General features: G+C 61.8%; 20 protein-coding genes. 7 read left to right on the forward strand and 13 right to left on the reverse strand.

Annotation, left to right across the window (positions count from 1 at the left end; all coding sequences use genetic code 11):
* The first annotated feature begins 41 nt into the window (after positions 1-41).
* The 3 genes from PI87_RS12825 to PI87_RS12835 all read left to right on the forward strand — a co-directional run bounded on the left by PI87_RS12825 (position 42) and on the right by PI87_RS12835 (position 5,318).
* Positions 42-2,948 (forward strand): TonB-dependent receptor, encoded by a 2,907-nt coding sequence (locus PI87_RS12825; protein ID WP_039598071.1) that lies wholly within the window; start codon positions 42-44, stop codon positions 2,946-2,948.
* A 155-nt stretch (positions 2,949-3,103) separates the two neighbouring features.
* Positions 3,104-4,159, forward strand: coding sequence for a PstS family phosphate ABC transporter substrate-binding protein (locus PI87_RS12830; RefSeq protein WP_039598072.1), 1,056 nt, complete (start codon positions 3,104-3,106; stop codon positions 4,157-4,159).
* A gap of 70 nt (positions 4,160-4,229) precedes the next feature.
* Positions 4,230-5,318 carry a PstS family phosphate ABC transporter substrate-binding protein gene (locus PI87_RS12835; protein ID WP_157003123.1) on the forward strand — a complete coding sequence of 363 codons (1,089 nt, stop codon included), beginning with the start codon at positions 4,230-4,232 and terminating at the stop codon, positions 5,316-5,318.
* A 41-nt stretch (positions 5,319-5,359) separates the two neighbouring features.
* Here the strand turns inward: PI87_RS12835 and PI87_RS12840 are convergent, their stop codons facing one another.
* Positions 5,360-6,022, reverse strand: coding sequence for a winged helix-turn-helix domain-containing protein (locus PI87_RS12840; RefSeq protein ID WP_039598074.1), 663 nt, complete (start codon positions 6,020-6,022; stop codon positions 5,360-5,362).
* Positions 6,023-6,275: 253 nt separating this feature from the next.
* Between PI87_RS12840 and PI87_RS12845 the strand changes: the two genes are divergently transcribed.
* The gene (locus tag PI87_RS12845; protein ID WP_039598075.1) at positions 6,276-7,049 is read left to right on the forward strand and encodes a COG4705 family protein; all 774 of its coding nucleotides are present in this window, start codon (positions 6,276-6,278) and stop codon (positions 7,047-7,049) included.
* Between the two features lie 64 nt (positions 7,050-7,113).
* On the opposite strand, the gene PI87_RS12850 is transcribed toward PI87_RS12845, so the two are convergent.
* The 4 genes from PI87_RS12850 to PI87_RS29925 all read right to left on the reverse strand — a co-directional run bounded on the left by PI87_RS12850 (position 7,114) and on the right by PI87_RS29925 (position 11,917).
* Entirely contained in the window at positions 7,114-7,899 is a 786-nt protein-coding gene (locus PI87_RS12850; protein WP_039598076.1) for a hypothetical protein, read from the reverse strand.
* Positions 7,900-7,937: 38 nt separating this feature from the next.
* Positions 7,938-8,966 carry an ABC transporter substrate-binding protein gene (locus PI87_RS12855; protein ID WP_039598077.1) on the reverse strand — a complete coding sequence of 343 codons (1,029 nt, stop codon included), beginning with the start codon at positions 8,964-8,966 and terminating at the stop codon, positions 7,938-7,940.
* Positions 8,967-8,989: 23 nt separating this feature from the next.
* On the reverse strand, positions 8,990-9,784 hold the full coding sequence (locus PI87_RS12860; RefSeq protein WP_039598078.1) for a hypothetical protein: 795 nt from the start codon (positions 9,782-9,784) through the stop codon (positions 8,990-8,992).
* 72 nt (positions 9,785-9,856) lie between these two features.
* Positions 9,857-11,917, reverse strand: a complete 2,061-nt coding sequence (locus PI87_RS29925) for a PepSY domain-containing protein (protein WP_084209950.1) — start codon at positions 11,915-11,917, stop codon at positions 9,857-9,859.
* Positions 11,918-12,211: 294 nt separating this feature from the next.
* Between PI87_RS29925 and PI87_RS28070 the strand changes: the two genes are divergently transcribed.
* Positions 12,212-12,475, forward strand: a complete 264-nt coding sequence (locus PI87_RS28070; protein WP_052321513.1) for a hypothetical protein — start codon at positions 12,212-12,214, stop codon at positions 12,473-12,475.
* A 169-nt stretch (positions 12,476-12,644) separates the two neighbouring features.
* On the opposite strand, the gene PI87_RS12875 is transcribed toward PI87_RS28070, so the two are convergent.
* Genes PI87_RS12875 through PI87_RS12885 form a run of 3 tightly spaced genes read right to left on the reverse strand, consistent with a single transcriptional unit; the run spans position 12,645 to position 15,415 of the window.
* Complete coding sequence (locus PI87_RS12875; protein WP_052321514.1) at positions 12,645-13,382, reverse strand: class I SAM-dependent methyltransferase; 738 nt, start codon at positions 13,380-13,382, stop codon at positions 12,645-12,647.
* Between the two features lie 3 nt (positions 13,383-13,385).
* Positions 13,386-14,546 carry an acyl-CoA dehydrogenase family protein gene (locus tag PI87_RS12880; protein ID WP_039598079.1) on the reverse strand — a complete coding sequence of 387 codons (1,161 nt, stop codon included), beginning with the start codon at positions 14,544-14,546 and terminating at the stop codon, positions 13,386-13,388.
* A 20-nt stretch (positions 14,547-14,566) separates the two neighbouring features.
* Positions 14,567-15,415, reverse strand: a complete 849-nt coding sequence (locus tag PI87_RS12885; protein ID WP_039598171.1) for an FAS1-like dehydratase domain-containing protein — start codon at positions 15,413-15,415, stop codon at positions 14,567-14,569.
* A 207-nt stretch (positions 15,416-15,622) separates the two neighbouring features.
* On the opposite strand from PI87_RS12885, the gene PI87_RS12890 reads away from it, so the two are divergent.
* Positions 15,623-16,210: a hypothetical protein gene (locus PI87_RS12890; protein WP_039598080.1), complete on the forward strand. Its 588-nt coding sequence runs from the start codon at positions 15,623-15,625 to the stop codon at positions 16,208-16,210.
* Between the two features lie 117 nt (positions 16,211-16,327).
* On the opposite strand, the gene PI87_RS12895 is transcribed toward PI87_RS12890, so the two are convergent.
* Complete coding sequence (locus tag PI87_RS12895) at positions 16,328-17,143, reverse strand: HpcH/HpaI aldolase/citrate lyase family protein (protein ID WP_039598081.1); 816 nt, start codon at positions 17,141-17,143, stop codon at positions 16,328-16,330.
* A 46-nt stretch (positions 17,144-17,189) separates the two neighbouring features.
* Positions 17,190-18,368, reverse strand: coding sequence for a CaiB/BaiF CoA transferase family protein (locus PI87_RS12900; protein WP_039598082.1), 1,179 nt, complete (start codon positions 18,366-18,368; stop codon positions 17,190-17,192).
* Between the two features lie 201 nt (positions 18,369-18,569).
* Between PI87_RS12900 and PI87_RS12905 the strand changes: the two genes are divergently transcribed.
* The gene (locus tag PI87_RS12905) at positions 18,570-19,508 is read left to right on the forward strand and encodes a LysR family transcriptional regulator (protein WP_039598083.1); all 939 of its coding nucleotides are present in this window, start codon (positions 18,570-18,572) and stop codon (positions 19,506-19,508) included.
* A 31-nt stretch (positions 19,509-19,539) separates the two neighbouring features.
* Here the strand turns inward: PI87_RS12905 and PI87_RS12910 are convergent, their stop codons facing one another.
* The 3 genes from PI87_RS12910 to PI87_RS12920 all read right to left on the reverse strand — a co-directional run bounded on the left by PI87_RS12910 (position 19,540) and on the right by PI87_RS12920 (position 22,683).
* Positions 19,540-20,433: an HpcH/HpaI aldolase/citrate lyase family protein gene (locus PI87_RS12910; RefSeq protein ID WP_039598084.1), complete on the reverse strand. Its 894-nt coding sequence runs from the start codon at positions 20,431-20,433 to the stop codon at positions 19,540-19,542.
* 168 nt (positions 20,434-20,601) lie between these two features.
* Complete coding sequence (locus PI87_RS12915) at positions 20,602-22,020, reverse strand: MFS transporter (RefSeq protein ID WP_039598085.1); 1,419 nt, start codon at positions 22,018-22,020, stop codon at positions 20,602-20,604.
* Positions 22,021-22,029: 9 nt separating this feature from the next.
* Positions 22,030-22,683, reverse strand: coding sequence for an alpha/beta hydrolase (locus PI87_RS12920; RefSeq protein ID WP_039598086.1), 654 nt, complete (start codon positions 22,681-22,683; stop codon positions 22,030-22,032).
* Positions 22,684-22,700: the final 17 nt, after the last annotated feature.

The following is a 22,700-nucleotide window of genomic DNA, read 5'->3' on the forward strand; positions in this document are numbered from 1 at the left end:
GGCCGATCTGACAGGCCGGGCAAAATAAAGGTGGAGACAATATGAAGCTGGCCAAGACAACCCTGGCCCTGGCCATCCTGTTGGCGATCCCGCAAATGCGGGCGCTGGCTGCGGACGCACAAGCGTCGAGCGCGCAGGACAGTCGGGTCGATCGCAAAGACGGAGCGCAATCCTACGCGCAGTATCTCGTCGACAGTTACGCACGGCTGCATCCGGAACTGATCGGCATCGAACTGCACGCTTCACTGCCCAGCGGGCAGAGCACGATCGTGGCATCGAGAACACCCGCACTCGTGGGCACGCCTTCGAGCCCCGAAGATGTGGCCGTGTTCCGCACCGGCCGCGCACTCGTCGAGATCAACCGCAAGGGTGACCAGAACGTCGAGGTGACGCTGCCACTGTTCGACATCGCCCGGCGGCCCATTGGCATTGCCGAGCTGACATTCCCCTATGCGCCCGGGACCGATGAAGATGCCCTCCTGCGTCAGGCCGCGCAATACCGCAATGACCTCAGCCGCCGCATTCTCGATCCTGAGAGCCTGACGGCGCCGATGCAGCTCGACGAACGCATCCCCACCGAGTCCTATGCGCAGTTCCTGATTGATGACGCGCTCGAACAGTATCCCGGGGTGGAGGTTCTGGCGCTGCACGCGCGCACAGCGAAGGTCTCGGGTTATCCCATCACCGCCTCCAACATTGGCCGATACGGCAAGCCAGCGGAGCCCGGTGACCTTGCCGTCATTGAAAGCGGCACGCCCCACGGAGCCGTCGACGCACGTGGTGCTCGCTATGAATGGAAGGTGCCGGTCAAGGACGCGGTGGGAACCACGATCGGTGTACTGGCTGTCGTGTTTCCGTATTCCTCCCGCACCGACCCGGAGGCGTTGCGCAAGCAGGCCGAGCGCATCGCAAGCGGTTTGCGCGAACGCATTTCGATTGCGTCCGGGCTGGATGCCCCGTACGCTGCCGCGGGCGTGGCCCCGCGCAGCGACGCCATGAAGGAATACAACAAGCCGGAGCTTGCCAACGAGCAGAGCCTGCCGATGACCAAGGAGGTCTCGTCCGGCCACGCACTGAGCCAGACGCAGGAAGGCTATTCGGAGGCCATCAAGAACGTGGCCGGCGTGGTGTCGACCAACTCCGCCGGTAGCGCCAACGATGCCTTCGCCATTCGCGGCATCAAGCTCAACCTGTTCTCCAACTACCGCTTGGATGGTGGCCTGCCGGTCACCGGCGTCATCACAAACCCCACCGAGAACAAGGAGCGCGTTGAAACGCTCAAGGGCGCCAATGCGCTGATGTTCGGGATCGCCAGCCCGGCCGGCATCATCAACTTCGTCACCAAGCGCGCGGGCGAGCAGGACGTCACCACGTTTGGCTTGGCTGGCAATGCATTCGGCCAGTATGGCGCCAGCATCGATATTGGACGGCGCTACGGCCCGCAGAAGCAACTTGGCGTGCGCCTGAATGCATCGGCTACGCACTATGAGAACGGCGTCCGCGACCTGGGTGGCGACGGCGAGTTCGTCAGCCTCGGCCTGGATCTGAAGGCCACGTCCCGGCTCACCTTCCAGAGCGACTTCGAGTACTACCGCCGCCAGGTGCCGGAGCAGGCCGGCATCTCGCTCAAGCCGGCCGTCAACGGCGTTGTGCCGATCACGCCGGTGCCGGACCCTAGAAACCTGCTTTCTGGCCGGTGGGACTTGTACACCCCCGAAACCTTCAACTGGCAAGGCCGCGCCGACTACCAGATCAGTGACGACTGGAAGGTCTTCACCCAGCTCGGTTATTCGGCTTCGCACCGCCACCGCACCACCGTGCGCATCTCCGGCTACGACCTGAACACCGGCGCCAACGGTCTGGTGAACGTACAGCCGGTCACCAACGAATATCGCAATACCTTCATCCGCACCGAGGTGCTCGGCCATTTTGCGACCGGGCCCATCACGCACGATCTCACTCTGGGCGTGTCGCGCACGTCGCGCTATTCGCTGGCCGCGGACGTGCAGAACATGACGCTGCCGCAGCGCCAGAACATCTTTGACCCGATCGTCCTCAACCCGCCGGTCTACACCAAGCCCGGGGTGACCAGCCCGTCGCAGACCAGTACCGACGAGGCCGTGTACGCCTACGACACGATCGCACTCACCAAGCGCCTGAAGCTGCTGGTGGGGGCGCGCCAGGTGCTCGATACGGAGGAATCCGGCTCCGTCACGTCGCAGAACCATGTGTTCTCGCCTGCGTATGGCGTACTGTTCGACGTGCTGCCCACCACCACGCTGTTCGCCAGCTACATGCAGGGTCTCGAAGCTGGCGGCACAGCGCCCGCGAATGCTGCAAACGCGAACGTGATCCTGGCGCCTGCCATCTCGAAGCAGAAGGAATTCGGCATTCGCGATTCGTTCTTCAAAGGGCTGTCGGTCAGTGCGTCGTATTTCGAGATCACGCGCGGTAATGCGGTGACCGACCCGGTCACCAACATCTTTGGCTACAGCGGCGACCTGTCGTACAAGGGTGTCGAGGCCACAGCAACCTATGAGATCAATCGCGCCTGGCGCATCCACGCTGCGGTGCTACGCCTGAAGGCACGCCAGGAGGCCCCGAACCAGCCGTTGATCAACGGCATGACGCCGGAGAACACGCCGGACTGGACCGGCAACATTGGCGTGTCGTACAGCCCCGCCGCAGTGCCCGGCCTGACGTTGCGCGGCGGTATTGCGTTGATCTCCAAACGGCCTGTCAACGCGCAGGACCAGGGCTATATCCCGGGCTACAGCCTGTACAACATCGGTGCCAGCTACACCACGCGCATCCAGGGGCGCCGCACGACGTTCCAGCTTGCGATCGACAACCTTGCCAACAAGCGCTATTGGAACTCCGTGACGACCGGCACCTACGGCATCGGCATGGACCGCACCATCAAATTCAACGTCAAGTTCGACTTGTAATCGCGGAGCCGTGGCAGACGTGCGTACGTTTCACGTTTGCCATGCCCAATCCTGAACGAACTTTCAGGTCACATTCATCCTGCATTCGGGTGGGGCTCCTAAGGTAGAGACGATCACGCCCAACCGAGCGTCGACACCCAAACTAGGAGACATCCATGACAAGGACAGCCACCCTGGCCGTCAGTATCGCAGCCGCAATCTGCGCGCTGAGTGCCGTACCCGCCCATGCACTGAAGTACGCAGCGCCGGAGCATTCGCTGAAGGCCGACCCGTCGATTCCGAAATGGAATCCCGGCCCGGTCGAGAGCAAGCCGGAAGAGGAGCTGAATATCGTCGGCGCCGACATCATGGACGAGATGGTGATGGAGTGGACCAAGATCTATCGCAAGCAGTACCCGCGCCTGTCGCTCACGATGGACCTGCGTGCTTCCGGCGCCGGCGCACCGGGGCTGGTCTCGGGCAAGGGCGAGCTTGCGCCCGTCGGCCGTGAGATGTTCCCCGCCGAGCGCAAGGCCTTCGTCGACAAGTTCGGCTATGAGCCACTGGAGATCAAAGTGGCCACGGGCAGCGTCGGCTCGCTGGGCAAGACCGCGGCCAGCATCATCCTCGTCGACAAGGACAACCCGATCGACTGCCTGAGCCTGCCGCAACTCGACGCCATCTACTCGAAGACGCGCAAGCTCGGCTACAAGGAAGTCAACACCTGGGGCGACCTCGGCGCAACAGGGGATTGGGCTTCCCGCCCGATTCATCTCTACGGCCTGAAGCCCGTCAACGGCATCGAGCAGTATTTCAAAGAGATCGCGATGCACGGTGGCGAATACAAGGACAACATCCAGTTCGTCAAAGGCAAGGGCTTCACGCACGCGTTCACCGTCGCGGCAGAAGATATGGCGACGCATCCGGGCGGCCTGACCTACGCGCTCATGGCAAACGTCACGCCTAACGTGAAGGTCTTGAAGCTCTCATCCACGCAGGGCGGCACCTGCTATGCGCCGACGGTGGAGAGCGTCTATGCGCACAAGTATCCGTTCAGCCGCTACGTCTACATCTACGTCAACAAGGCACCTGGCAAACCGCTTGAACCGAAGGTCAAGGAGTTCCTCAAGCTGGTGCTGAGCCAGGAAGGCCAGCAGGCGGTGGCCAACGAACGCGTCTTTATTCCACTGCAGCCGGAAGTGGTGAAGGAGGAGTTGAAGAAGCTCGATTGAGAAGACACAACCGTAGTCGCTCCGGCGCAGCCGTTGACCACAACGGAGGCGCCGTGAGCGGGCGGACAGGATGGAAGACAACCCCATGCATGCAATTTCCATCCGGCGGATGGTCCGCCAAGTTGGATTCACCATCGCTGTTGGCGCAATCTTCGCGGCATCCGCAGCCCCGGCTGCAAGCGTAGACACACCAGTCGAAACACAGCTGGAAACCGGCAGCGCATTACCGCACTTTCAGCCCGCACGGCTCCAACAACCCATGGGGGCGCCCTATCAAAATTCCGATGGTGTCATCCGGATCATCGGTTACAACGACATGCAGGGCATGCTCGTCAGGATCAATGCGCTCTTTCAGCGGCTCCATCCTGAGTTCAGGTTCGAACTGATTCTCAAAGGCACACGCACTGCGCCAGGCGCACTGGCACGCGGCACATCCCTGCTCGCCCCGATGGGCGCCGAGTTTTCCGACGCAGAGTTGGCGGCCTACATGAAGCAGACCGGAACAGCGCCGGTCATGTTCCGGGTTGCACACGATTCGTTGAATCCCGCTGCGCTGTCGGCGCCGTTGGCCATCTTCGTGGGCGCGCAGAATCCGTTGCCCCACCTCAACATGGAGCAACTGGCCCGCGTGTTCACGGCGTCGCCTCATGGCATGGCTACGTGGGGCCAACTCGGGTTGGATGGTGAATGGGCTTCGCGCCCCATCCATCTCTGCGGGCTTGCACCATCGACAGCGCTGGGCCGGCTCATGCAGCGCCGGCTGGGCGACCAACCATTCGCCAAAGGGTTCACCGCGTTCCAGCAGTCTCGAGATGCGGTGGAGTGCGTCGCCGCGGACCCGCTGGCGATCGGATTCGCCGCCATCAACCGAGGCGTTCCGGCGGTCAGGGTAGTACCGCTGTCGGAGCACGAGGAAGATGCACCCTCCAGCGGAACGCGAGAAGACATCGTCACCAACCGCTACCCGCTGGACCGCTATCTGCTGATCTATTTGCGCACCGACGCGCAGCGGAAGGCTAATCCTGTCGCCCGCGAGTACCTGCGTTTGATGCTGTCTTACGAAGGGCAGCAGGCCATCGCGAATGAAGGGCTCGGATACCTGCCGTTGAATGCCCGCGAGCGTGCGGAAGAACTGCGGCGGCTGTCAGCGCTGGACTGATTTCACCTCACCGGCGCCGCAGGCGACACACCAGCCACCTGTCAGAGGAGCTGGTACCCGACACCGCGTACGGTCTTGAAAAGCGGCTTGCCCGGTACTTCGAGCTTGGCACGCAGCCTGCTCATGTAGACATCCAGCAGATTTGTATCCACGTCGTAGTGTGCCGACCAGATCTTCTCCGAGATCAGCGTGCGCGGCAGAATCCGCCCTTGGTTCTGCATGAAGACTTCGAGCAGCGCGTACTCTCGACTGGTCAGGTCGACCGGCTTGCCATTGAGCGTGACGGTGTGACTGAGCAGATCCAGGCAAATGCCTGCATGCTCGAGCACCACCTGCTTGACGGCAGCGTGGCGGCGGACCAGCGATCGCACGCGCGCAAGCAGTTCTTCCAGACTGAATGGCTTGGCAAGGTAATCGTCGGCACCGATGTCCAGCCCCTTCACGCGGTCCTGTACGCCGTCGCGTGCGCTCAGGATCAGCACCGGCTCCTGGAAACCGCCCTTACGCCAAGTACGGAGCAGGTCAAGGCCATCGCCATCGGGCAACCCAAGATCCAGGATCACGACATCGTAAGAGGACTCAACGATGGCGTCGGTCGCCGCTGCACAGGTCCGGGCCAGCGTGACGGTGTATGAGCACTCCGTCAGCCCTTGCTGAAGGAACCGGCCTAACCGATCTTGATCCTCAACAATCAACGCCTTCATACGCATCCTCTGCAAATTCCATCGGGCATTTCGCGCACCACAAGCGGACGCAACGCCTCATCTCCAAATGATGCTTGCTTAACAGCTGATTGCAATCCGGTCTGGTACGTAGAGAACGATTTCCCCCACGGTTCCAGCGATACCAAACACGCGCAGGGCACGAAAACTGCCTATGAGTAACCTAAGTCTGCAAGAGGAGACTTGCCTACCAGAATCCGACATACCGCTACTTGCATCAGCCTTGGAGAGAACCATGTCAGTCATCCAATCACGCCACTCGACAGAGGCCGCCCTGGCCAAAGTCCCCGAGGTCACGCTCGGGTTCTGGATCATCAAGATCGCCGCGACGACGCTTGGAGAAACCGGCGGCGATGCCGTCTCGATGTCAATGAACCTGGGCTACCTGCTCAGCACCGGCATCTTCGCGGCGATCTTCCTGGCACTGGTGATGGCGCAGATCAAGGCCAAAGCATTCCGTCCCTTTCTGTACTGGACCACCATCATCGCCACCACCACCGTCGGTACCACGCTGGCCGACTTTGCGGACCGATCGCTCGGCATCGGATACGCCGGTGGTTCGGCCCTGCTGCTGGTACTGCTGCTGGGCTCACTCGTCTTCTGGCACCGAACCCTCGGCTCCATCTCGGTCAGCACCGTCAGCACGCCGAAGGTCGAGGCGTTCTACTGGGTGACGATCATGTTCTCCCAAACGCTGGGGACAGCGCTGGGCGACTGGACCGCCGACACGGCAGGCCTGGGATACACCGGTGCAGCCATCGTGTTCGGCGCGCTGCTGGCCTTGATCGTGATGGCCTACTACTGGACCCGCGTATCACGCACCCTGCTGTTCTGGGCCGCGTTCATCCTGACCCGGCCGCTGGGCGCCGTCGTGGGCGACTTCCTGGATAAGCCGCTGAACGCAGGCGGCTTGGCGCTCAGCCGCTATTCCGCATCGGCTGCGCTGGTCGGGTTCATCTTAGTCAGCATGCTGCTCGTTCGACAGAGGGCCGCCAGCACCGCGCACTGAAAACGGCCGGAGCCATACCGGGGCACAGCGACTCTGCGAAACGCTGCGCCCGATGTGGCCCGGATCAATGAAACGGAATCTCGAAAATCCACTTGATCGTCCAGCGGTCCGTCGCACGCGTCAGGCCGCGGCCGATGCCGACGTTGAAGACGAACGGCTTGCGATCTACATCGAATGCCAGGAAGACGGTGTGCTGCTGCTCGTGCAACGGCGCAAGATGGTTGATGCGACCGAGGCCCGCGTAGTACTCCAGCCCCGCACGCACACCGGCCGCCACCGTGCGGGCCACCTTGAAGGCAGGTGCCGCTTCAGGAACGCCGCTGCGGTCGGGCCCGCTCAGATTCCAATCGAGCACCGGGTTGATGGCCCACAACCATTGTTCGTTCTGATAACCATAGATGGGGCGCAACTCCGCCGCCTGCTGAGACTGTTCAAATCGGGATGCCACATGGGCCAGCTCCACGTTGATACCGGCAAAGCGGCCAACGCCGTCCTCCGGCCGCACGGGCATCCACTTCATGCGCACCTTGGGGCCAGTGACGTAGTACGTATTGCCGCGCGTGAGCGCGGTCGGGATGTACAGCCCAAGCTCGATCGAAGGCGTCAAGCCATAGGAGAACTCGGCAGTTGCGCGCCAGCCATGCGGCGTCGTGACCTCGCCGGGATACGACGGCTCGCCGATACCGCTGGGGGTGGTATTGAGGTGCAACTCCAGACCCAATTCGCCCGGTGCGTTGATGTCACCTGTGTAGACCTGGATTTCATCGGGGAGTACGGCATGGGCCGACAGCGTGGACAGGCCCAACATCGCGGCGATCCCGGCGGTACGTGCAACACGCAATAGCGGCATGCATCACTTCCTCGTGTTTTTTCACAGCAAACCATGCATTAGCGCAAGGTCTTCAGTGCTTCGTCGACGAATACATTGGTATAGGTCCGGGCAATCTTCACCGAGCCGTAGCTTGGATTGGCCGCTGCGAGGGTTCGCCACTCCTTCTCTGCGCCGTCCTCCGGCATGCGGCCATCGTTGGCGAACATCGGAATCTCCTGCTTCAGCACCTTCAGATAGGCGGCGCGGTCCTTCCCGCTGATCTCCTGCGGAATGACGGCCAGGATCTGCTCCGGCGTATGGGTGTTGATGTAGTGCAGCGTACGAACGAACGCACCCGCCAGATGCCGGGCGATTTCCGGGTGGGCCTGCACGCGCGCACTCGACATGTAGACCGTGCTCGACGGGAACAGCGCGCCCAGGTTCCGGCGTGTGCCGTCAACCGTGGTCAGGTCGGCAAACACGGTCGCCACGCCGTTCGACTCATAGACGTCTCCATCCGGGGTGGGCGCGACAACGAACTCAGCGCGCCCGTCGCGCAGCGCCTCGATGTTCTTCTCCTTCCCATCCGTCCCGAGACGCATGTAGTCGCCAATGCCGTGCCCGCCTGCCAGTACCAGCGCATTCGCCAGCGTGCTCTTCGACGAACCTGCCCCGCCAGCGATGAAGCGCGCGCCCTTGAGATCGGCCACGCTCTGGTACTTCGCTTTCGCCTGGTTCGCGACCAGCACCTTGGCGCCGGGCGTAACACCTAGCGTGACAACCGCCTCGGTATCGATGCCGCGCGACTGGTTGACCACGTTGTGGTGGTAGTAAGCCATCACGGCATCGACGCGGCCATCCTTGAGCATCTCGGCGGTCGATACGTCGTCACGGATGTTCATGACCGTCACGGTAGTCCGCCCATCGCTCAGATAGCCGAGGCGCTCGGCCAGGACCACCGGGAAGTTGCGGATCGCCTTGATCTCATCGACCAGCAGGACGATGCGCTCCGGCGCGGCAGCGGCATCAGAGACAGCCGGCTCGGCAGCCAGCGCGTGGCCAGCAACCAGGCCAAGGAGGGTCAGGGCAACGATGCGGGTGTTCATTGGAGAGTCCTCAACAGCGTTCTTCATGGGTTCACGGCAATGCGATCGGCGATCACCACTTGCAGCTCGGTACGCACCTCTTTCTTGCCGTCGCTGATCGCCTTCCATTCCGGATTGGCCTTCAGACGCTCACGCACCTTCGCAACCACCGCCTCACGCGTGCTCAGCGCGGCTTCATTCTTGTATTGCAGCACCACCATCGCATTCCACGGGCGGCCGGCCGGAAACCGGCTCGTGTAGAGCGAATACCCCTGCAACACGCCCTCCTCCATCCATCCCTTGAACTGCGGAATGACATAGCCGTCCGCATACTTCTCATAGTCGGGCTCTGACACCAGCGTCTTGTAGGGGATGACCACGTACACGGCATGCGCAGACTTGGCATCCAACGGCGCCAGGCGCTTCATGTCGACCGGTGTCGTGTGGATCGACGTCGTCACCGCAGCGGCCTCTTTTGACAGGCCTGCGGGCCGCAACCGCTCGGTTTCTCGCCACCGATACAGGTCGTCCGGCGTGGCAAACGTCAGCACGGCCATGGCGTCCCAGTTGTCCGAATCGGCGTAGCGGTTGAAGAGCAAGTTGTACTGCTTGATTCGTCCGTCCTGCTTCCAGCGGGCAAGCTCGGGCGCAGTCGACTGCTCCATCGCTTGCCGCAGCACTGGCCGGTTCACGGGGGTAGTCTGGTAGGTGATGATCAATGACTGCGCATCGCTGGCGGCGGGCTCGGCTGCAACGGAAACGCCTGCATGAAGCGCCCCCGTGAGCGCAGCGACGGCAGCGGCGGTGTGCGCGAATGCTCGAATCAAGTTGAATGTCATGCGTATTTCGTCAGGACGACGTCGTAAGAAAACAGAAACTGCGGCCCGCATGGCGCGGGCATCCCCGATGGGTCAGATGTCCAGCACGAGAAGTTCGCCCTTCGCGCGCGAACAGCACGGCGTGAAATGCTCGTTCCGCTGCCGCTGCTCATCTGTGAGCACACAATCGAGATGCTCTACCTCACCTGCGATCACCCGCGTGACACACGTGCCGCAGACGCCCTCCTCGCACGAGGTCGGGATCTTCACACCGTGTTCGGCCAGCAATGCGGTGACCGTCATGTGCTGGGGCACCCGGTAGACCTTACCGGTGCTCGCGAGCTGCACGTCAAAGGCATGCACGATGGTGGGCTTGCCCACGATGGGCCCGAAGCGTTCGCAATGCAGTTGCTGCTCCGGCCAGCCACGCTGCCGTGCAGCAGCTAGTGCCGCGTTGACGAAGCCCGACGGCCCGCACACATACAGATGCGTACCCGCCGGCTGCCGGTCGAGCACCTGTTCAACGTTGATCCGGTGCTGCACACCGGCATCACTGAAGTGATACGCCACCCGGCGTGCAAACGGCGCCTTCGCAAGCCGCTGCAAGAACGCCGCCCGGGGCCGCGAGCGCGCGCAGTAGTGCATTTCGAACTCCGCCGCGCGGCGCGACAGCCGCTCCGCCATGCAGACAATAGGCGTAATGCCGATGCCGCCGGCCAGCAGCAACGAATGCGGTGCAGACTCGTCCAGTGCGAAGCGGTTGCTGGGCTTGCCGATCTCAAGCAAGTCCCCTTCGCGAACGTGCCCATGCATCGCAATCGATCCGCCGCGCGATGGGTCGGTCCGCAGCACCGCAATCACATAGCGATGCCGCTCCTGCGGGTCGTTGCACAGCGAGTACTGGCGCACCATGCCATTGCCCATGTGCACGTCGATATGCGCTCCGGCGGTGAACCGTGGCAGCTTTTTCCCTGCCGGGTGCACCAGCTCGAACGCGCAGACGGCGTCGGCTTCCTTCGTCTTCTTCGCAACACGCACCACCAGGCGTGCGTGGTTCGCCCCACTGCGCCGCACCCGGCGCAGGTAATTGCGGATGCCGGTGTAGGCCAGCACGGGCACGCAGAGCGCACCGAATATCAGGAGCAATTTCCCCAACACGCCGCCCACCAGCCCGGTGTGCCATGACAGCAACCAGAAATACAGTTTGTGCCCGAGACTGCTTTGCGTGTACGGAACGTACTTCAGCACCTTCCCCGAGTACGCATCCATGTACAGCATCGTGCGTGCGTTCGCATGCGGGGCACTACGATCGATCAGGTACATCTCGACCGGCGCCCGTGGTTTTTCCGGGATATGCATCAGCGCATCACGCGGCTCGGGCGACAACGACTGTGCGGTCTGCCAGAAACGCTCAAGCGGCAGGCGTGTCGCGCCGGTTGATTGCACTTCCGACTTTGGCGGCTTTGCAGGCTCGGGCGAGCCCACGAGCGCATAGAGACCGTGCGCATACCAGTCAAACGCCTGTGGCAAGCCGCTCAGTACCATCGACAGGAGGATCAGGCCGCCATAAATGCCAGCCGTCCGATGCAGGCGGTAAGGCGACACCACGCGCGTTGTTCCAGACCTGAGCGAGAACGCATCCCGCCAGCCACCGCGCGTGCGGGGCCACCAGAGCGCAACGCCGCCGCCAATCAGCAACACGCCGAACAAGATCGCGCTTGTCCCAGTGATCAGGCTGCCGTTCTTCATGAAACGGAAGCGGTGGATTTTCTCGATGGTGCCAAGCAGACCACCATAGCGGGCCCGCTCGCCCAGCACCGCTCCGGTACATGGGTTCAGGTAGACGAAATGCTGATCGGTGAACCGGACCATCGCAGACGGCATGCGCACTGCACCAGGTTCGCCCGCAACCATTCGGATGTAATCGAGCTTGGCATCGGCCCGCAACGCGGCTGCATTGGCCGTCAGCGTATCGAGAGGCACGCGGCCCGTGCAAGTCGGCACCGTCAGCAGATCGCTATTGAGCACGGGCTCAAGCTCCGGACGGAATGCGATCGATGCGCCCGTCACCGCCATCAGTAGGATCACGAGCCCGACCGTCAAGCCGGTATAGCGATGCATCTGAAAGAGACGGGAACGAAATGCGGGGCTCATGCGCGGCTCGGATGAAGACGGTTCATGCCGCCATTCTTGGTTCCCGAACCTGAACGGAAACTGAATCCTGGGAGGGAATCAGGGTAAGTCCTAGGGCAACGGCGAAAAGCACGCAATCCGGCCTACATGGCGGCCATCCACCACGACAGACCGTGGTCGCGCACCTTGGCCATCTTGGCATTCGAGTATCCAGCGCAGATGTGGAATGCAGCGACGCTGGGCGAGCGTTGGCAGACAGGCACGCGCCAGATGTGTGCTCCTATTTGTGGAAGGTGAAGCCTTGCATGCGCTGGTGTGCGGGCGCTCTACACTCTGGCCACGTTGGAAGCCAGCGCCATGCCGCCCGCAGATACGCTGGAAATGTCGGAGATGTTGAAGACGCTTGCCCTACAAAGCGGTTTGCGATCCATCAACGCATTGAACGCAGCCTGCGCCAACCTGTTTGGCAGCGAACTCGAGCAGCTGATACCCGCAAACGCAACGACCTCGCACACCGCCGAGCATGCTGGCTCTGCGACCTGGACCGGCTGGGATCAGCCACTAGCGTTGATGGCCTAGTTATCACAATAGAGGTACACGAAGAATCACTGCCAATGCAGGTTAGACATGGGTTGATCGCAACCTTCGATGCTTGCGGTACTGGCAAGCACTTCAGCGAGAACCCGTGCCCCTTCGTGGCGACCAGTTCGGAAAGATCAGCCCTAAACAGCTCAACGCAAGTTCTGGCTCAGCAATCCGCCTTGCGAAACAGATTCGCCCGCATCGGCCGCACAAAGCGCGCGCCGTCCTGGCCCATGTGTCGCTCGAATGCTTCGCGCACACGCCAGATCAGGGCATCGGTCAGTCCGAAATCGCTGTGTGTGACGTGCATTGCCTTGCGCTCAAAATCGGGAAAATCTCGAAACTGCACCGGAACCAAATAGTGAATCTCGCTCGTCTGTGCCCATCTGCCGTCAGCACTGGCGCGCACAAGGGCGTCAAACGCGACCCGTCGCACCACCTGCTCGTCATGGAACAACCGGATGATCTCGTTCAGCTCCCCTGTGAAAACCGGTTCGGCAAACCAGGCGACCCCACCCGGACGTAGTACCCGATGAATCTCGTCGAGGGCTTGATCCAGCAGGTCGATGGGAACATGGTGCAACGACTTGAACATCAGTACCGCATCGCACGACTCTGACTTGCAGGGAATGGCCTGCGCGGACCCGGCTTCGTAACTGATATTGGTATGAAGGTTGCGGGCCTGGTTGCGCTCCAACTGGATGTGGTCGACCTCCAGGGCGCGAATTTGTACCGTCGGCCATGCGTCGGCAATCTTGCGCGTCATGTCGCCCGTTCCGCAGCCGATCTCGAGGATGTCCCGCAGCGGAATGCGCAGGGCGGACGGCTGCAGCGCTTCGCGCAGCACGTCCATTTCTTCGCAGACGGTGTCGCAGCCGGGATCGTGGAGTTGCATCGCAAGCATGCGTCAGAACGACCGCGGCATGCCGAGAATATGCTCGCCCACGTACGACAGGATCAGGTTGGTCGAGATAGGCGCCACCTGATACAAGCGCGTCTCGCGAAATTTGCGCTCCACATCGTACTCCGCCGCAAAACCGAAGCCGCCGTGGTACTGCAGGCACGCGTTGGCCGCTTCCCAAGAAGCATCCGCTGCCAGCAGCTTGGCCATGTTGGCCTCGGCACCGCAAGGCTTGTGCGCATCGAACAGGCCCGCCGCCTTGAAGCGCATCAGGCTCGCCGCCTCAATGTTGACGAACGCCTTGGCGATCGGGAACTGCACACCCTGGTTCTGGCCAATCGGGCGGCCGAACACGACACGCTCGTTGACGTACTTGGTCACCTTGTCGATAAACCAGTAACCGTCGCCGATGCACTCGGCCGCAATCAGGGTGCGCTCCGCGTTCAGGCCGTCGAGGATGTACTTGAAGCCCTTGCCCTCCTCGCCAATCAGGTTCTCGGCAGGAATCTCCAGATTGTCGAAGAACAGCTCGTTGGTCTCATGGTTGACCATGTTCAGAATGGGCTGGACCGACAGGCCGTTACCGATCGCCTGACGCAGGTCGACCAGGAAGATCGACATGCCTTCCGACTTTTTCTTGCACTCGGAAATGGGGGTGGTCCGCGCGAGCAGAATCATCAGGTCAGAATGCTGCACGCGCGAGATCCACACTTTCTGGCCGTTCACCACGTAACGATCGCCTTTCTTAACCGCCACGGTCTTGATTCGCGTAGTGTCCGTGCCGGTGGTCGGCTCGGTCACAGCCATCGACTGCAGGCGCAACTCACCGCTGGCGATCTTGGGCAGATACTCGCGCTTCTGCGCTTCGGAGCCGTGGCGCAGTAGCGTGCCCATGTTGTACATCTGGCCGTGGCACGCACCGGAATTACCACCCGCGCGATTGATCTCTTCCATGATGATCGAGGCCTGTGTCAGTCCGAGGCCAGAACCACCGTACTCCTCGGGGATCAGCGCCGCCAGCCATCCGGCAGCCGTCAGGGCATTGACGAAGTCCTCCGGATATCCGCGCTGCTCGTCGATCTTGCGGAAATACTCCGCCGGAAATTGGCTGCACAGATCGCGGATAGCTTCGCGGATGTCTTGATATTCGTCGACTCGGGTGAGCACGTTGGTCTCCAAATGCGGTCTTAATGAATTTCGGCGGTGGCGGTCATAGCCAGCGCCCCATCTTCCTGGCGCACCCAGAGCGAGATCTGGGTGCCCGTCTTATCGCGCTTGCCGCACACCTGGAATCTCTGGCCTGAAAACGTCGGGCGCACGCCCTTGAACGTGAAACTGCGCACCAGCGCTGTGGGCAGTTCGCGGTGGACCAGATCCAAAAGCAGCGTGGCCAGCAGCGGCCCATGCACAATCAGGCCTGGATAGTGTTCAACATCGCGGCAATAGTCCGGGTCATAGTGAATTCGATGGCCGTTGAACGTAAGCGCCGAATAGCGATACAGCAGAACAGGGTCAGCCTCGATGTTGCGAGACCATTCCTCGTCGGTCGGTGCCAGTACCGCCGCAGGTGGCGCTGCGTCGGGCGCCGCTGCTTCGCGGTACACGATGTCGTGCTGCTCGGTGATGGCGAGGCCGCGAGCGCTCGCATATTGGTGCTCCACCGCCACGAACGCGAGCGAGCCACTCCGACCGCTCTTGGCTGTCACATCCAGAATGCGCGAATGCCGTGACGCCACCTCACCCACGCGCAGCGGCTGGTGGAATTGCAGTCGTCCGCCAGCCCACATACGGCGCGGCAATGGCACAGGCGGGAGAAATCCGCCGCGTTTCGGGTGGCCATCCTCACCGATTTCCGATTGGGGAGCGGGCTGTAGGAAGTACAGCCAATGCCAGAGCGGACGCACGGCATCGCCGCGCACAACCGGCGGCAGGCCGAGGTCCAGCGTTGCACCTAGAGCACGCACCGGAAAAGCGGTGATCTCATCTTCGAACGATTCCGTACGGCCAATCCATTGGCGCAGCGTATCGATGTCCATGGCAGTTTCGAGAGTGAATTGCATCGGACTCGACTATGCGCTCGACTCGCAACCCTTCAAATTCCGAAGTTCGGAACACGCACTTCGCTTGTGCCGAACACGGGCGGTCTCGCGTAGCGCTGAACGGGGCGTTCGGAACTTCCGGATGGTCGCGCCCTCAAGGCTCTGCGACGATAGGGCCATCTGTTTCATCAGTGTTGATTCGGCATGCACGTCCAGCTCCAATGCCGCACGCCCCTCCTGCTGCAGCGGCTTGTACCAGCCTTCCCGGTAACGCTCACTGCGTCGAATACCGGACATAGCATTCGCCAGCGTGGTTACCGGAGGTTGCTGCCGGTGGGCCACCCAGTGCGCGTACCCGCGTTCGAACCCTTCGACCTCCAACTTACCGGCGACACGTTCAATGCAACCGGCTGCGCTATCGAGCTCAACGAAGAAGAAGCCACTTCGCTGGAACCCGCTGCACAGGAGAAGGTATTGCCAGTGCTTGTATCAAGGCTGATTTTCCGAGAGCCGGATACGCCATGGAATGCGAAGTCCACCGCCACGACCCTAGGGATGGAGCCCGAGCGCCTGCGGGCGCTTTTGTTCGCCCGCGGCGCGGCGCTTAGTCAACTCTGCAGAACACAGCGCCTCATGCGCGCATTATTTGAATCGGCGCAGACGGAGATGCCGGTTGGGCATCTGAAGCGCCGCATCGGTTGGCCGGAAGCGCGCGACCTCGAAGTCACCTTCTATGAATGGTTCGGTGTTTCGTTACAAACAGTCGCGCGACTGCGTGAAGGTGGTCTCTGAAGACGGCAACGGGCGACCATGATGGTTAGCCCGCTCCAGAAGCGCGGGATGCAGATCCCCCACGCTACGGACTGTCTTCATGCTGGACGTACGTAGGATGGGAATCTCGTTCGGCGTTCACGGCGCCGATTCGCCCGACTGACGCAACAGTTTTTCCGCACGCTGAATCACTGGGGCATCAACCATCTTTCCGTCGAGTTGGAACGCACCCGGGCTGAATTTCGCCTGTTCAAGCACACGTCGCGCCCACTCGATCTCGACCGGATTGGGGCTGAAAGCCTGGTTGGCCGTACCGACTTGGCTGGGATGAATGCAAAGCTTGGCGCCGAACCCGAGCCGTCGGCTTCGAACACAGGCAGCTCGCAGCACGTCTTCATTTCCAATTTCGAGCGTCACGCCATCAACCGGCGACTGGATCCCTGCCAGAGCAGATGCCAATACAAGCTGTGAACGGAACGTCAGCAGCTCCGCATCGTCGCCGTCAATGCCGAGCTCCGTGCGGAAATCGACGGTACCGAACACGAGCCGGTCCACACCTCGCCCTGCGGCAATCGCGTTGACATTGACCATACCGCGCGCCGTTTCGATCAGGGGCAACAACGGTACTGAGGAGAGGCGCGCACGTACCGCCGCAACGTCATCTTCAGTACTGGTCTTGGGCACGATTACAGCCTGCACCCCCGGCAGCGTACATAGTCTCAAGTCGTCATCGCACCAAGGTGTTTCGAGACTGTTGATGCGAACGATGCCGGCCCCTCCGCCAGCAAGGTAGTCGGCCAGATGGTGCCGGGCCGCGTTCTTGGCTTCCATCGACACCGCATCCTCCAAGTCCAGGATGACCGCATCCGCTCCTGCGGCCTGCGCCTTGGCAAAGCGCTCGGGGCGGTTGGCTGGAACGAAGAGGTAGGACCGGGCTGAGCGTTGATCAGTCATTGCGAGTGATTTCCAGGATGAACTGTGGTGCCGCGAGTCAACGTTGTCAGATCGCGCCAGCTTCCGCGAGTCGATCGATCTCGGTCTTGTCGTAGCCGAGTTCAGCCAGGATGGCCCGGCTTTGCTGGCCAAGAGCTGGCACACCATCCATGCGTGGTGCAAATGCGCCGGGCATGCCGGGCGGGTACAGGGCTGGGATCTCGCCGACGGGAGACGGAACGCTCGTCCACCGCCCGCGCGCCATGAGCTGCGGGTGGTTCCAGACGTCCTGCATATCGTTCATGCGTGCGTTGGCGATCTGTGCCCGCTCAAGCCGTTCGACCACGGCCTCGGCCGTCAGCGAAGCAAACGCCTCATGGATGAGCGCCGTCAGTGCCTCGCGGTTCCTGGCTCTCAGCGAATTCGCTGAGAAGCGCTCGTCGGTAGCCAACGCCGGCTGTTCAAGCACTACGCGGCAGAACACCTCCCATTCGCGCTCGTTCTGCAAGCCAAGGATGACAGTCTTGCCATCGCCGGCCTTGAACGGACCATAGGGAAAAATGGTGGCGTGGGACGCACCGGCACGGGGCGGAGGTGCGGCACCCTCGTAGGCGTAGTACAGCGGGTAGGTCATCCACTCGACCATGCTCTCCAACATCGAGATGTCGATGTGCGCGCCTCGGTTGGTCTGATTGCGCTGCAGAAGTGCGCCCAGGATATTCGTGTAGGCGTACATGCCAGCGGCGATGTCAGCAATCGAGCACCCGGCCTTGGAGGGCTGCTCCGCCGTGCCGGTGATCGACACAAAGCCGGACTCCGCCTGGATCAGCAGGTCATAGGCTTTCTTGTCGCGGTAGGGCCCGTCGTTGCCATAGCCAGAGATGTCACAGACGATCAGGCGTGGGCGAATCTTCGACTGCGTCTCGTAGGACAAACCTAAGCGCTCTGCAGCGCCGGGGGCCAGGTTCTGTACCAGCACATCAGCCTTATCGAGCAGTGAATCCAAAATGGTCTGCGCCTGGGGATGCTTCAAATCCAGCGCAAGGCTTTCCTTCGAGCGATTGGTCCAGGCAAAGTGGGACGACAGGCCGTCCACGCGTTCGTCATACCCGCGCGCAAAGTCACCTACCTTGGGCCGCTCAACCTTAATGACGCGAGCGCCAAGATCAGCCAGCTGGCGCGTACAAAACGGCGCAGCGATTGCATGTTCGAGCGAAACTACAGTGATGCCATCGAGAGGACGCATAGCGGGTATGAAGAGTCGAGCAAGGTCTGCGCGGCGGCGCAAGACTAGTCTCGGTTCATCGCTCGCGCTCGTAAATCTCAAAAATGCGAACCACGCATTCAGCTCTATCGAACATCAGGTGAAGCAAACAGTCCGCACTCTGGTCATTGCCAATTGCGAGCCTTTTCGCAGCTTGCTACAGTGGCGCGCCGAGGAACCCATATGCACTTCGATTTCGCCGACTTACGATTGTTTTCACGTATCGCCGAGGAGCAGAACCTCTCTCGGGGCGCCCGGCGCGCGTTCCTATCACCGGCAGCAGCCAGCGCACGCCTGAAAGCATTGGAAGAACAACTCGGCACACGACTTTTCTACCGCGACAACAAGGGCCTCTCGCTCACGCCCGCCGGGGAAAAGCTACTGCGGCACGCCCGCGTGATCGAGCGCCAGTTCGAGCATGTTCGTAGTGATTTCGAAGAGTTCTCCAAGGACGAGGTCGGGCATATCCGCATCTTCGCCAACACCACGGCGGTCACCGAATTCATGCCGGAGGTTCTGGCCACGTTCATGGCCGAGCGGCCCGCCGTGACGGTTGACCTACAAGAGCGACTGACTCGCGACATCATCCGCGGCGTGCTGGATGGCAGCGCGGACCTTGGCATCATCTCGGGCCCAGTCCAATCCGACGGGCTTGAAGTGGTGCATTTCAGCACTGACAAGCTCGTGCTCTGTACACCGATCGGGCACCCTCTGGCCACAGCCGATCGCGGCGTCGGATTCGCCGACACGCTGGACTATCCGCATGTGGGCCTCCACGAAGGCAGCACGCTACATGCGTTCCTCACAGAACTCGTGCGCGACCAGCGGCGCAAGCTGCAGATCCGTATTCAGGTCCGTAGCTTCGAGGCAATGTGCCGCATGATCGAAACCGGTGTGGGGATCGGTGTGGTGCCACTATCCGCTGCACTGCGGCACCGCAAGACCATGCAACTTGAGCTTGTCGAACTGGCCGACGCCTGGGCCGTCCGAGAGCGTGCGGTCATCGCGCGCGATCTCGAGGGGCTTCCTGGTTGTGCGCGTGCGCTGATCGATGAGTTGATCAAGGTGGCGCAGGCAGCCGGTGGCAGCGCTTCCATACCGTCGGACACCAGTTCGGATTGACACTAGTCAGCGCTTCAATGAATGCGCAGCGTTAGTCCACGCCGTCCACCTGGCACAAAATGCGATGGGCCAGGCGCAAGTGGGGTTGATCGATCATCCTGTCGCCCAGTCGAGCAACGCCAGACGCCCCACCACTTGAGAACGCCGCCACAACGCTGCGCGCCCACTTGACCTCCTCGTCCTGCGGCAGGAACGCGCGATTGATGGCCTCGATGTGGGAAGGATGTGCCGCCGCCTTGGCGGTGAAACCGTCGCGCTTCGCCTGAGCGGCTTCCTGCTCGATCTGCTCGGGCATGGACAGACTCGTACTGACAGCATCGATGGCTTCGATACCTGCCTGTGCCGCCGCCATCAGGCACATGGTTCGTGCCACGGAAAATGGTGCGGCGAGTTCGCGCCCTGTCTGTGACGAGAATGCCCCTAAATCTGCAGCCAGATCATCAACGCACCACATCAGAGCCCGCAAGCGCAACGACGCGTTTCTATAAGACGACAGGCCAAACACGCCTTCCGACGACTCTGTGGCCATCGCGATAATGCTTGTCTGCCACTCGCCGTTCAACATGGCGCACTCGAAGGCGGCCAGAAAATCGCTGAGACGATGGACGTCTTCGACGTTCCTGCATTTCGGTAGAACAATAGCGTTCGGGCGGTAAGGCATCACTGCCTTCAGGTCTTTCAGCAGGTGCCCGGAAGCCAGCCCATTCACACGTACCAGAAGCGCCGCGTGCATTGAGGTTCCGTGCGCGTCCAGGAACGTGGTGAGCTTGTGCCGGGCTTCGTCCTTTCCCCTTTCTGGCACCGAGTCCTCGAGATCGAATATCAGCCCGTCCGCCGGGGACTTCAGAGACGCGGCAAGCTTTCTCTCGCTGTCTGCAGGAACGAATAGCAGCGAGCGAAGGCGGGGTAGTGTGTCTGCGTACATGTCGCTTGTCTCCGGAACTGTCAACGCGGGTCACCTAGTTTCGGGCGGTCACGCGTTCCGGTAAATCTCGAATTTCCGATATAGACATTCACCAGAGCCAAATACGCAGGAGGCTGCTCTGCTGTGGAAGAAGGTGCTTAAGGTGGCTTAGGAAGCCACCCAACCGTCTCACCTGTACTCCTCTGCCTTCCCTTGCTTGCCAATACGTAGCACGCTGAACAGGCTTGAGCATGCCGCAATTGCCGTGGCCATCCACAGTACGCCATGCATGACGGCGTCGCCGTCGAGTCCCAGGCGCTGCGCAGGTATAGCCATTGTTGCCATCATGACAGCGACAATGGCCGCCCCCAACGACTGCCCCAGCACCCGCGCGGTGGACAAGATGCCCGATGCTGCCCCGCTCAGCGACTTGGGCACGCTACTCAGCATCTCCCGGTTATTGGGTGCCTGAAACAGCCCGAAGCCAAGACCGCAGAGGGCGAGCCTCCACAAAATGTCGTGGATGGCCGGCTGCGCACCGAGGAGCGCGGTGGCTGCCAATCCGATGGCGAAGATCGCTGTGCCGATGCTCGATACGACAGTGCCGTCGAATCTATCAGCCAGCCGCCCCGCCAGCGGCGCGGCAAACACCACCGTGAGCGGCCACGGTGTAAACAGCAGTGCCGATGCAATCGCACTGCGCCCATACGTCGCCTGAAACAAGAACGGCAGCGCGACAAACGCAAGCCCTTGCGCCGTGAACGATGCCAGCGAAGTCACGGCTGCCAACGAGAAGCGACTAGACGCGAAGATGGCCAATGGCAGTAAGGGTGCGGATGCCGCCCGCTGCGACCGGTAGAACAGCACCCCCGTCAGCAAACTGACCGCAGCCAGCAAACCGACAACCTGACTGGGCCAGCGCCCCGCTTGGTCGACTGCCGTAACGAGTGCAACCAGTGCGATGGTCGAAAGCACTGCGCCCCTTGCGTCGAACCCGCCGCCAGTTTCGTGATCGGGCGGCAGGTTGCGCCAAGCCAAGCCGATCGCCAACATGCCAAGGGGCAGATTGACAAGGAAGAGCCAGGGCCAGCCCAGCCCGGTCACGATCACACCACCCACCGTCGGCCCGGCTACCGTACCTACCGCCACCACGAGTGCATTGATACCGAGAATCGACCCAAGTAGATGCGCGGGGTAGATCCGCCGATACATACCAATACCGATGCTCACAATCGCGGCATAACAGAGGCCCTGTGCGGCACGAAACGCTACGAGCCACGCTAGCGACCCGGACATGGCGCAACCCAAGGACGTAACGGTGAACACAGCCAGCCCCGCTACATAGACCCTCTTGCGGCCGACTACGCCGCCAAAAGCGGCGAAGCTCATCATGGTTGCCGCGCCGGCAATATGGTACGCATTGGCCACCCAGATCACGGCCGACACCGACACCTCCAGATCGCGGGCGATGGTCGGCAGCGCCACGTTGACGATGGATGCATCCAGCGCCCCCATGAACACCCCCGCTAGGATCGCAAGCGCAGCGAACACCCGCTGGGGGACGGGAAGACCATCGAGGGTTGCATCATGGGTCAGAGCGTTGGGCATCGCTGGCACTCAGATGCCCGCCGGGGCGGCGCGCTTCATGTGGGCGTAGTCCGTCACCAAGCGGCCAAGAACGCCAAGCTTGCCCGTGAAGAAATGATTGGCGCCCGGCACCACGACCACCGGCAGCCCCTGCGGCCGCGCCCAGTCGAATACGGCAGTAGGCGACACGCGCTCATCCTGCTCGCCATGAATCACCAGCGTGTCGGCGGGAACGGGCGGCGTTTCGTAGGTGCGCTGGCCGTCGACCGTGCCCCAAGGCGTGCCAGCCAGTATCAGGCCATCCTGCGTGACGCTTTCGCGCGTCAAGGCAGCCGCGGCGTGTGCCATGACGAAAGCGCCGAAGGAAAACCCCGCCAACAGGAGTTGGCCCGCGTACGCCTGCCGGCAGTACCGAATGACTTCAAGCAGGTCTCCAACCTCGCCTAGCCCGCCATCGTGCACACCTTCTGACCGGCCGACGCCCCGAAAGTTGGGGCGCACCACCACGTAGCCGCAGGCGAGCAGCGCTTTGGCCATCTGATGCGGCACCTTGTGGCTGGCAGACCCGCCCTGCAACGGGTGCGGGTGGGCCACCACAGCAACACCCAGTGGGGTGTACGCCGGGACATCGATCAATACTTCAATGTTTCCTGCCAACCCCGCCAGCAAGGTGGTTTCAGTCATGGATTGAGCTCCGATGC

The organism is Ralstonia sp. A12 (assembly GCF_000801955.1).
Lineage (GTDB): Bacteria > Pseudomonadota > Gammaproteobacteria > Burkholderiales > Burkholderiaceae > Ralstonia.

Coding starts and splice junctions, on each gene's coding strand:
- PI87_RS12890 (WP_039598080.1), top strand. CDS start 15,623: ATGCACGTCCAGCTCCAATGCCGCACGCCCCTCCTGCTGCAGCGGCTT.
- PI87_RS12875 (WP_052321514.1), bottom strand. CDS start 13,382: ATGCTTGCGATGCAACTCCACGATCCCGGCTGCGACACCGTCTGCGAA.
- PI87_RS12855 (WP_039598077.1), bottom strand. CDS start 8,966: ATGAACACCCGCATCGTTGCCCTGACCCTCCTTGGCCTGGTTGCTGGC.
- PI87_RS12860 (WP_039598078.1), bottom strand. CDS start 9,784: ATGACATTCAACTTGATTCGAGCATTCGCGCACACCGCCGCTGCCGTC.
- PI87_RS12905 (WP_039598083.1), top strand. CDS start 18,570: ATGCACTTCGATTTCGCCGACTTACGATTGTTTTCACGTATCGCCGAG.
- PI87_RS12915 (WP_039598085.1), bottom strand. CDS start 22,020: ATGCCCAACGCTCTGACCCATGATGCAACCCTCGATGGTCTTCCCGTC.
- PI87_RS12885 (WP_039598171.1), bottom strand. CDS start 15,415: ATGGACATCGATACGCTGCGCCAATGGATTGGCCGTACGGAATCGTTC.
- PI87_RS29925 (WP_084209950.1), bottom strand. CDS start 11,917: ATGAGCCCCGCATTTCGTTCCCGTCTCTTTCAGATGCATCGCTATACC.
- PI87_RS12825 (WP_039598071.1), top strand. CDS start 42: ATGAAGCTGGCCAAGACAACCCTGGCCCTGGCCATCCTGTTGGCGATC.
- PI87_RS12910 (WP_039598084.1), bottom strand. CDS start 20,433: ATGTACGCAGACACACTACCCCGCCTTCGCTCGCTGCTATTCGTTCCT.
- PI87_RS12920 (WP_039598086.1), bottom strand. CDS start 22,683: ATGACTGAAACCACCTTGCTGGCGGGGTTGGCAGGAAACATTGAAGTA.
- PI87_RS12835 (WP_157003123.1), top strand. CDS start 4,230: ATGGAAGACAACCCCATGCATGCAATTTCCATCCGGCGGATGGTCCGC.
- PI87_RS12850 (WP_039598076.1), bottom strand. CDS start 7,899: ATGCCGCTATTGCGTGTTGCACGTACCGCCGGGATCGCCGCGATGTTG.
- PI87_RS12895 (WP_039598081.1), bottom strand. CDS start 17,143: ATGACTGATCAACGCTCAGCCCGGTCCTACCTCTTCGTTCCAGCCAAC.
- PI87_RS12830 (WP_039598072.1), top strand. CDS start 3,104: ATGACAAGGACAGCCACCCTGGCCGTCAGTATCGCAGCCGCAATCTGC.
- PI87_RS12900 (WP_039598082.1), bottom strand. CDS start 18,368: ATGCGTCCTCTCGATGGCATCACTGTAGTTTCGCTCGAACATGCAATC.
- PI87_RS12840 (WP_039598074.1), bottom strand. CDS start 6,022: ATGAAGGCGTTGATTGTTGAGGATCAAGATCGGTTAGGCCGGTTCCTT.
- PI87_RS12845 (WP_039598075.1), top strand. CDS start 6,276: ATGTCAGTCATCCAATCACGCCACTCGACAGAGGCCGCCCTGGCCAAA.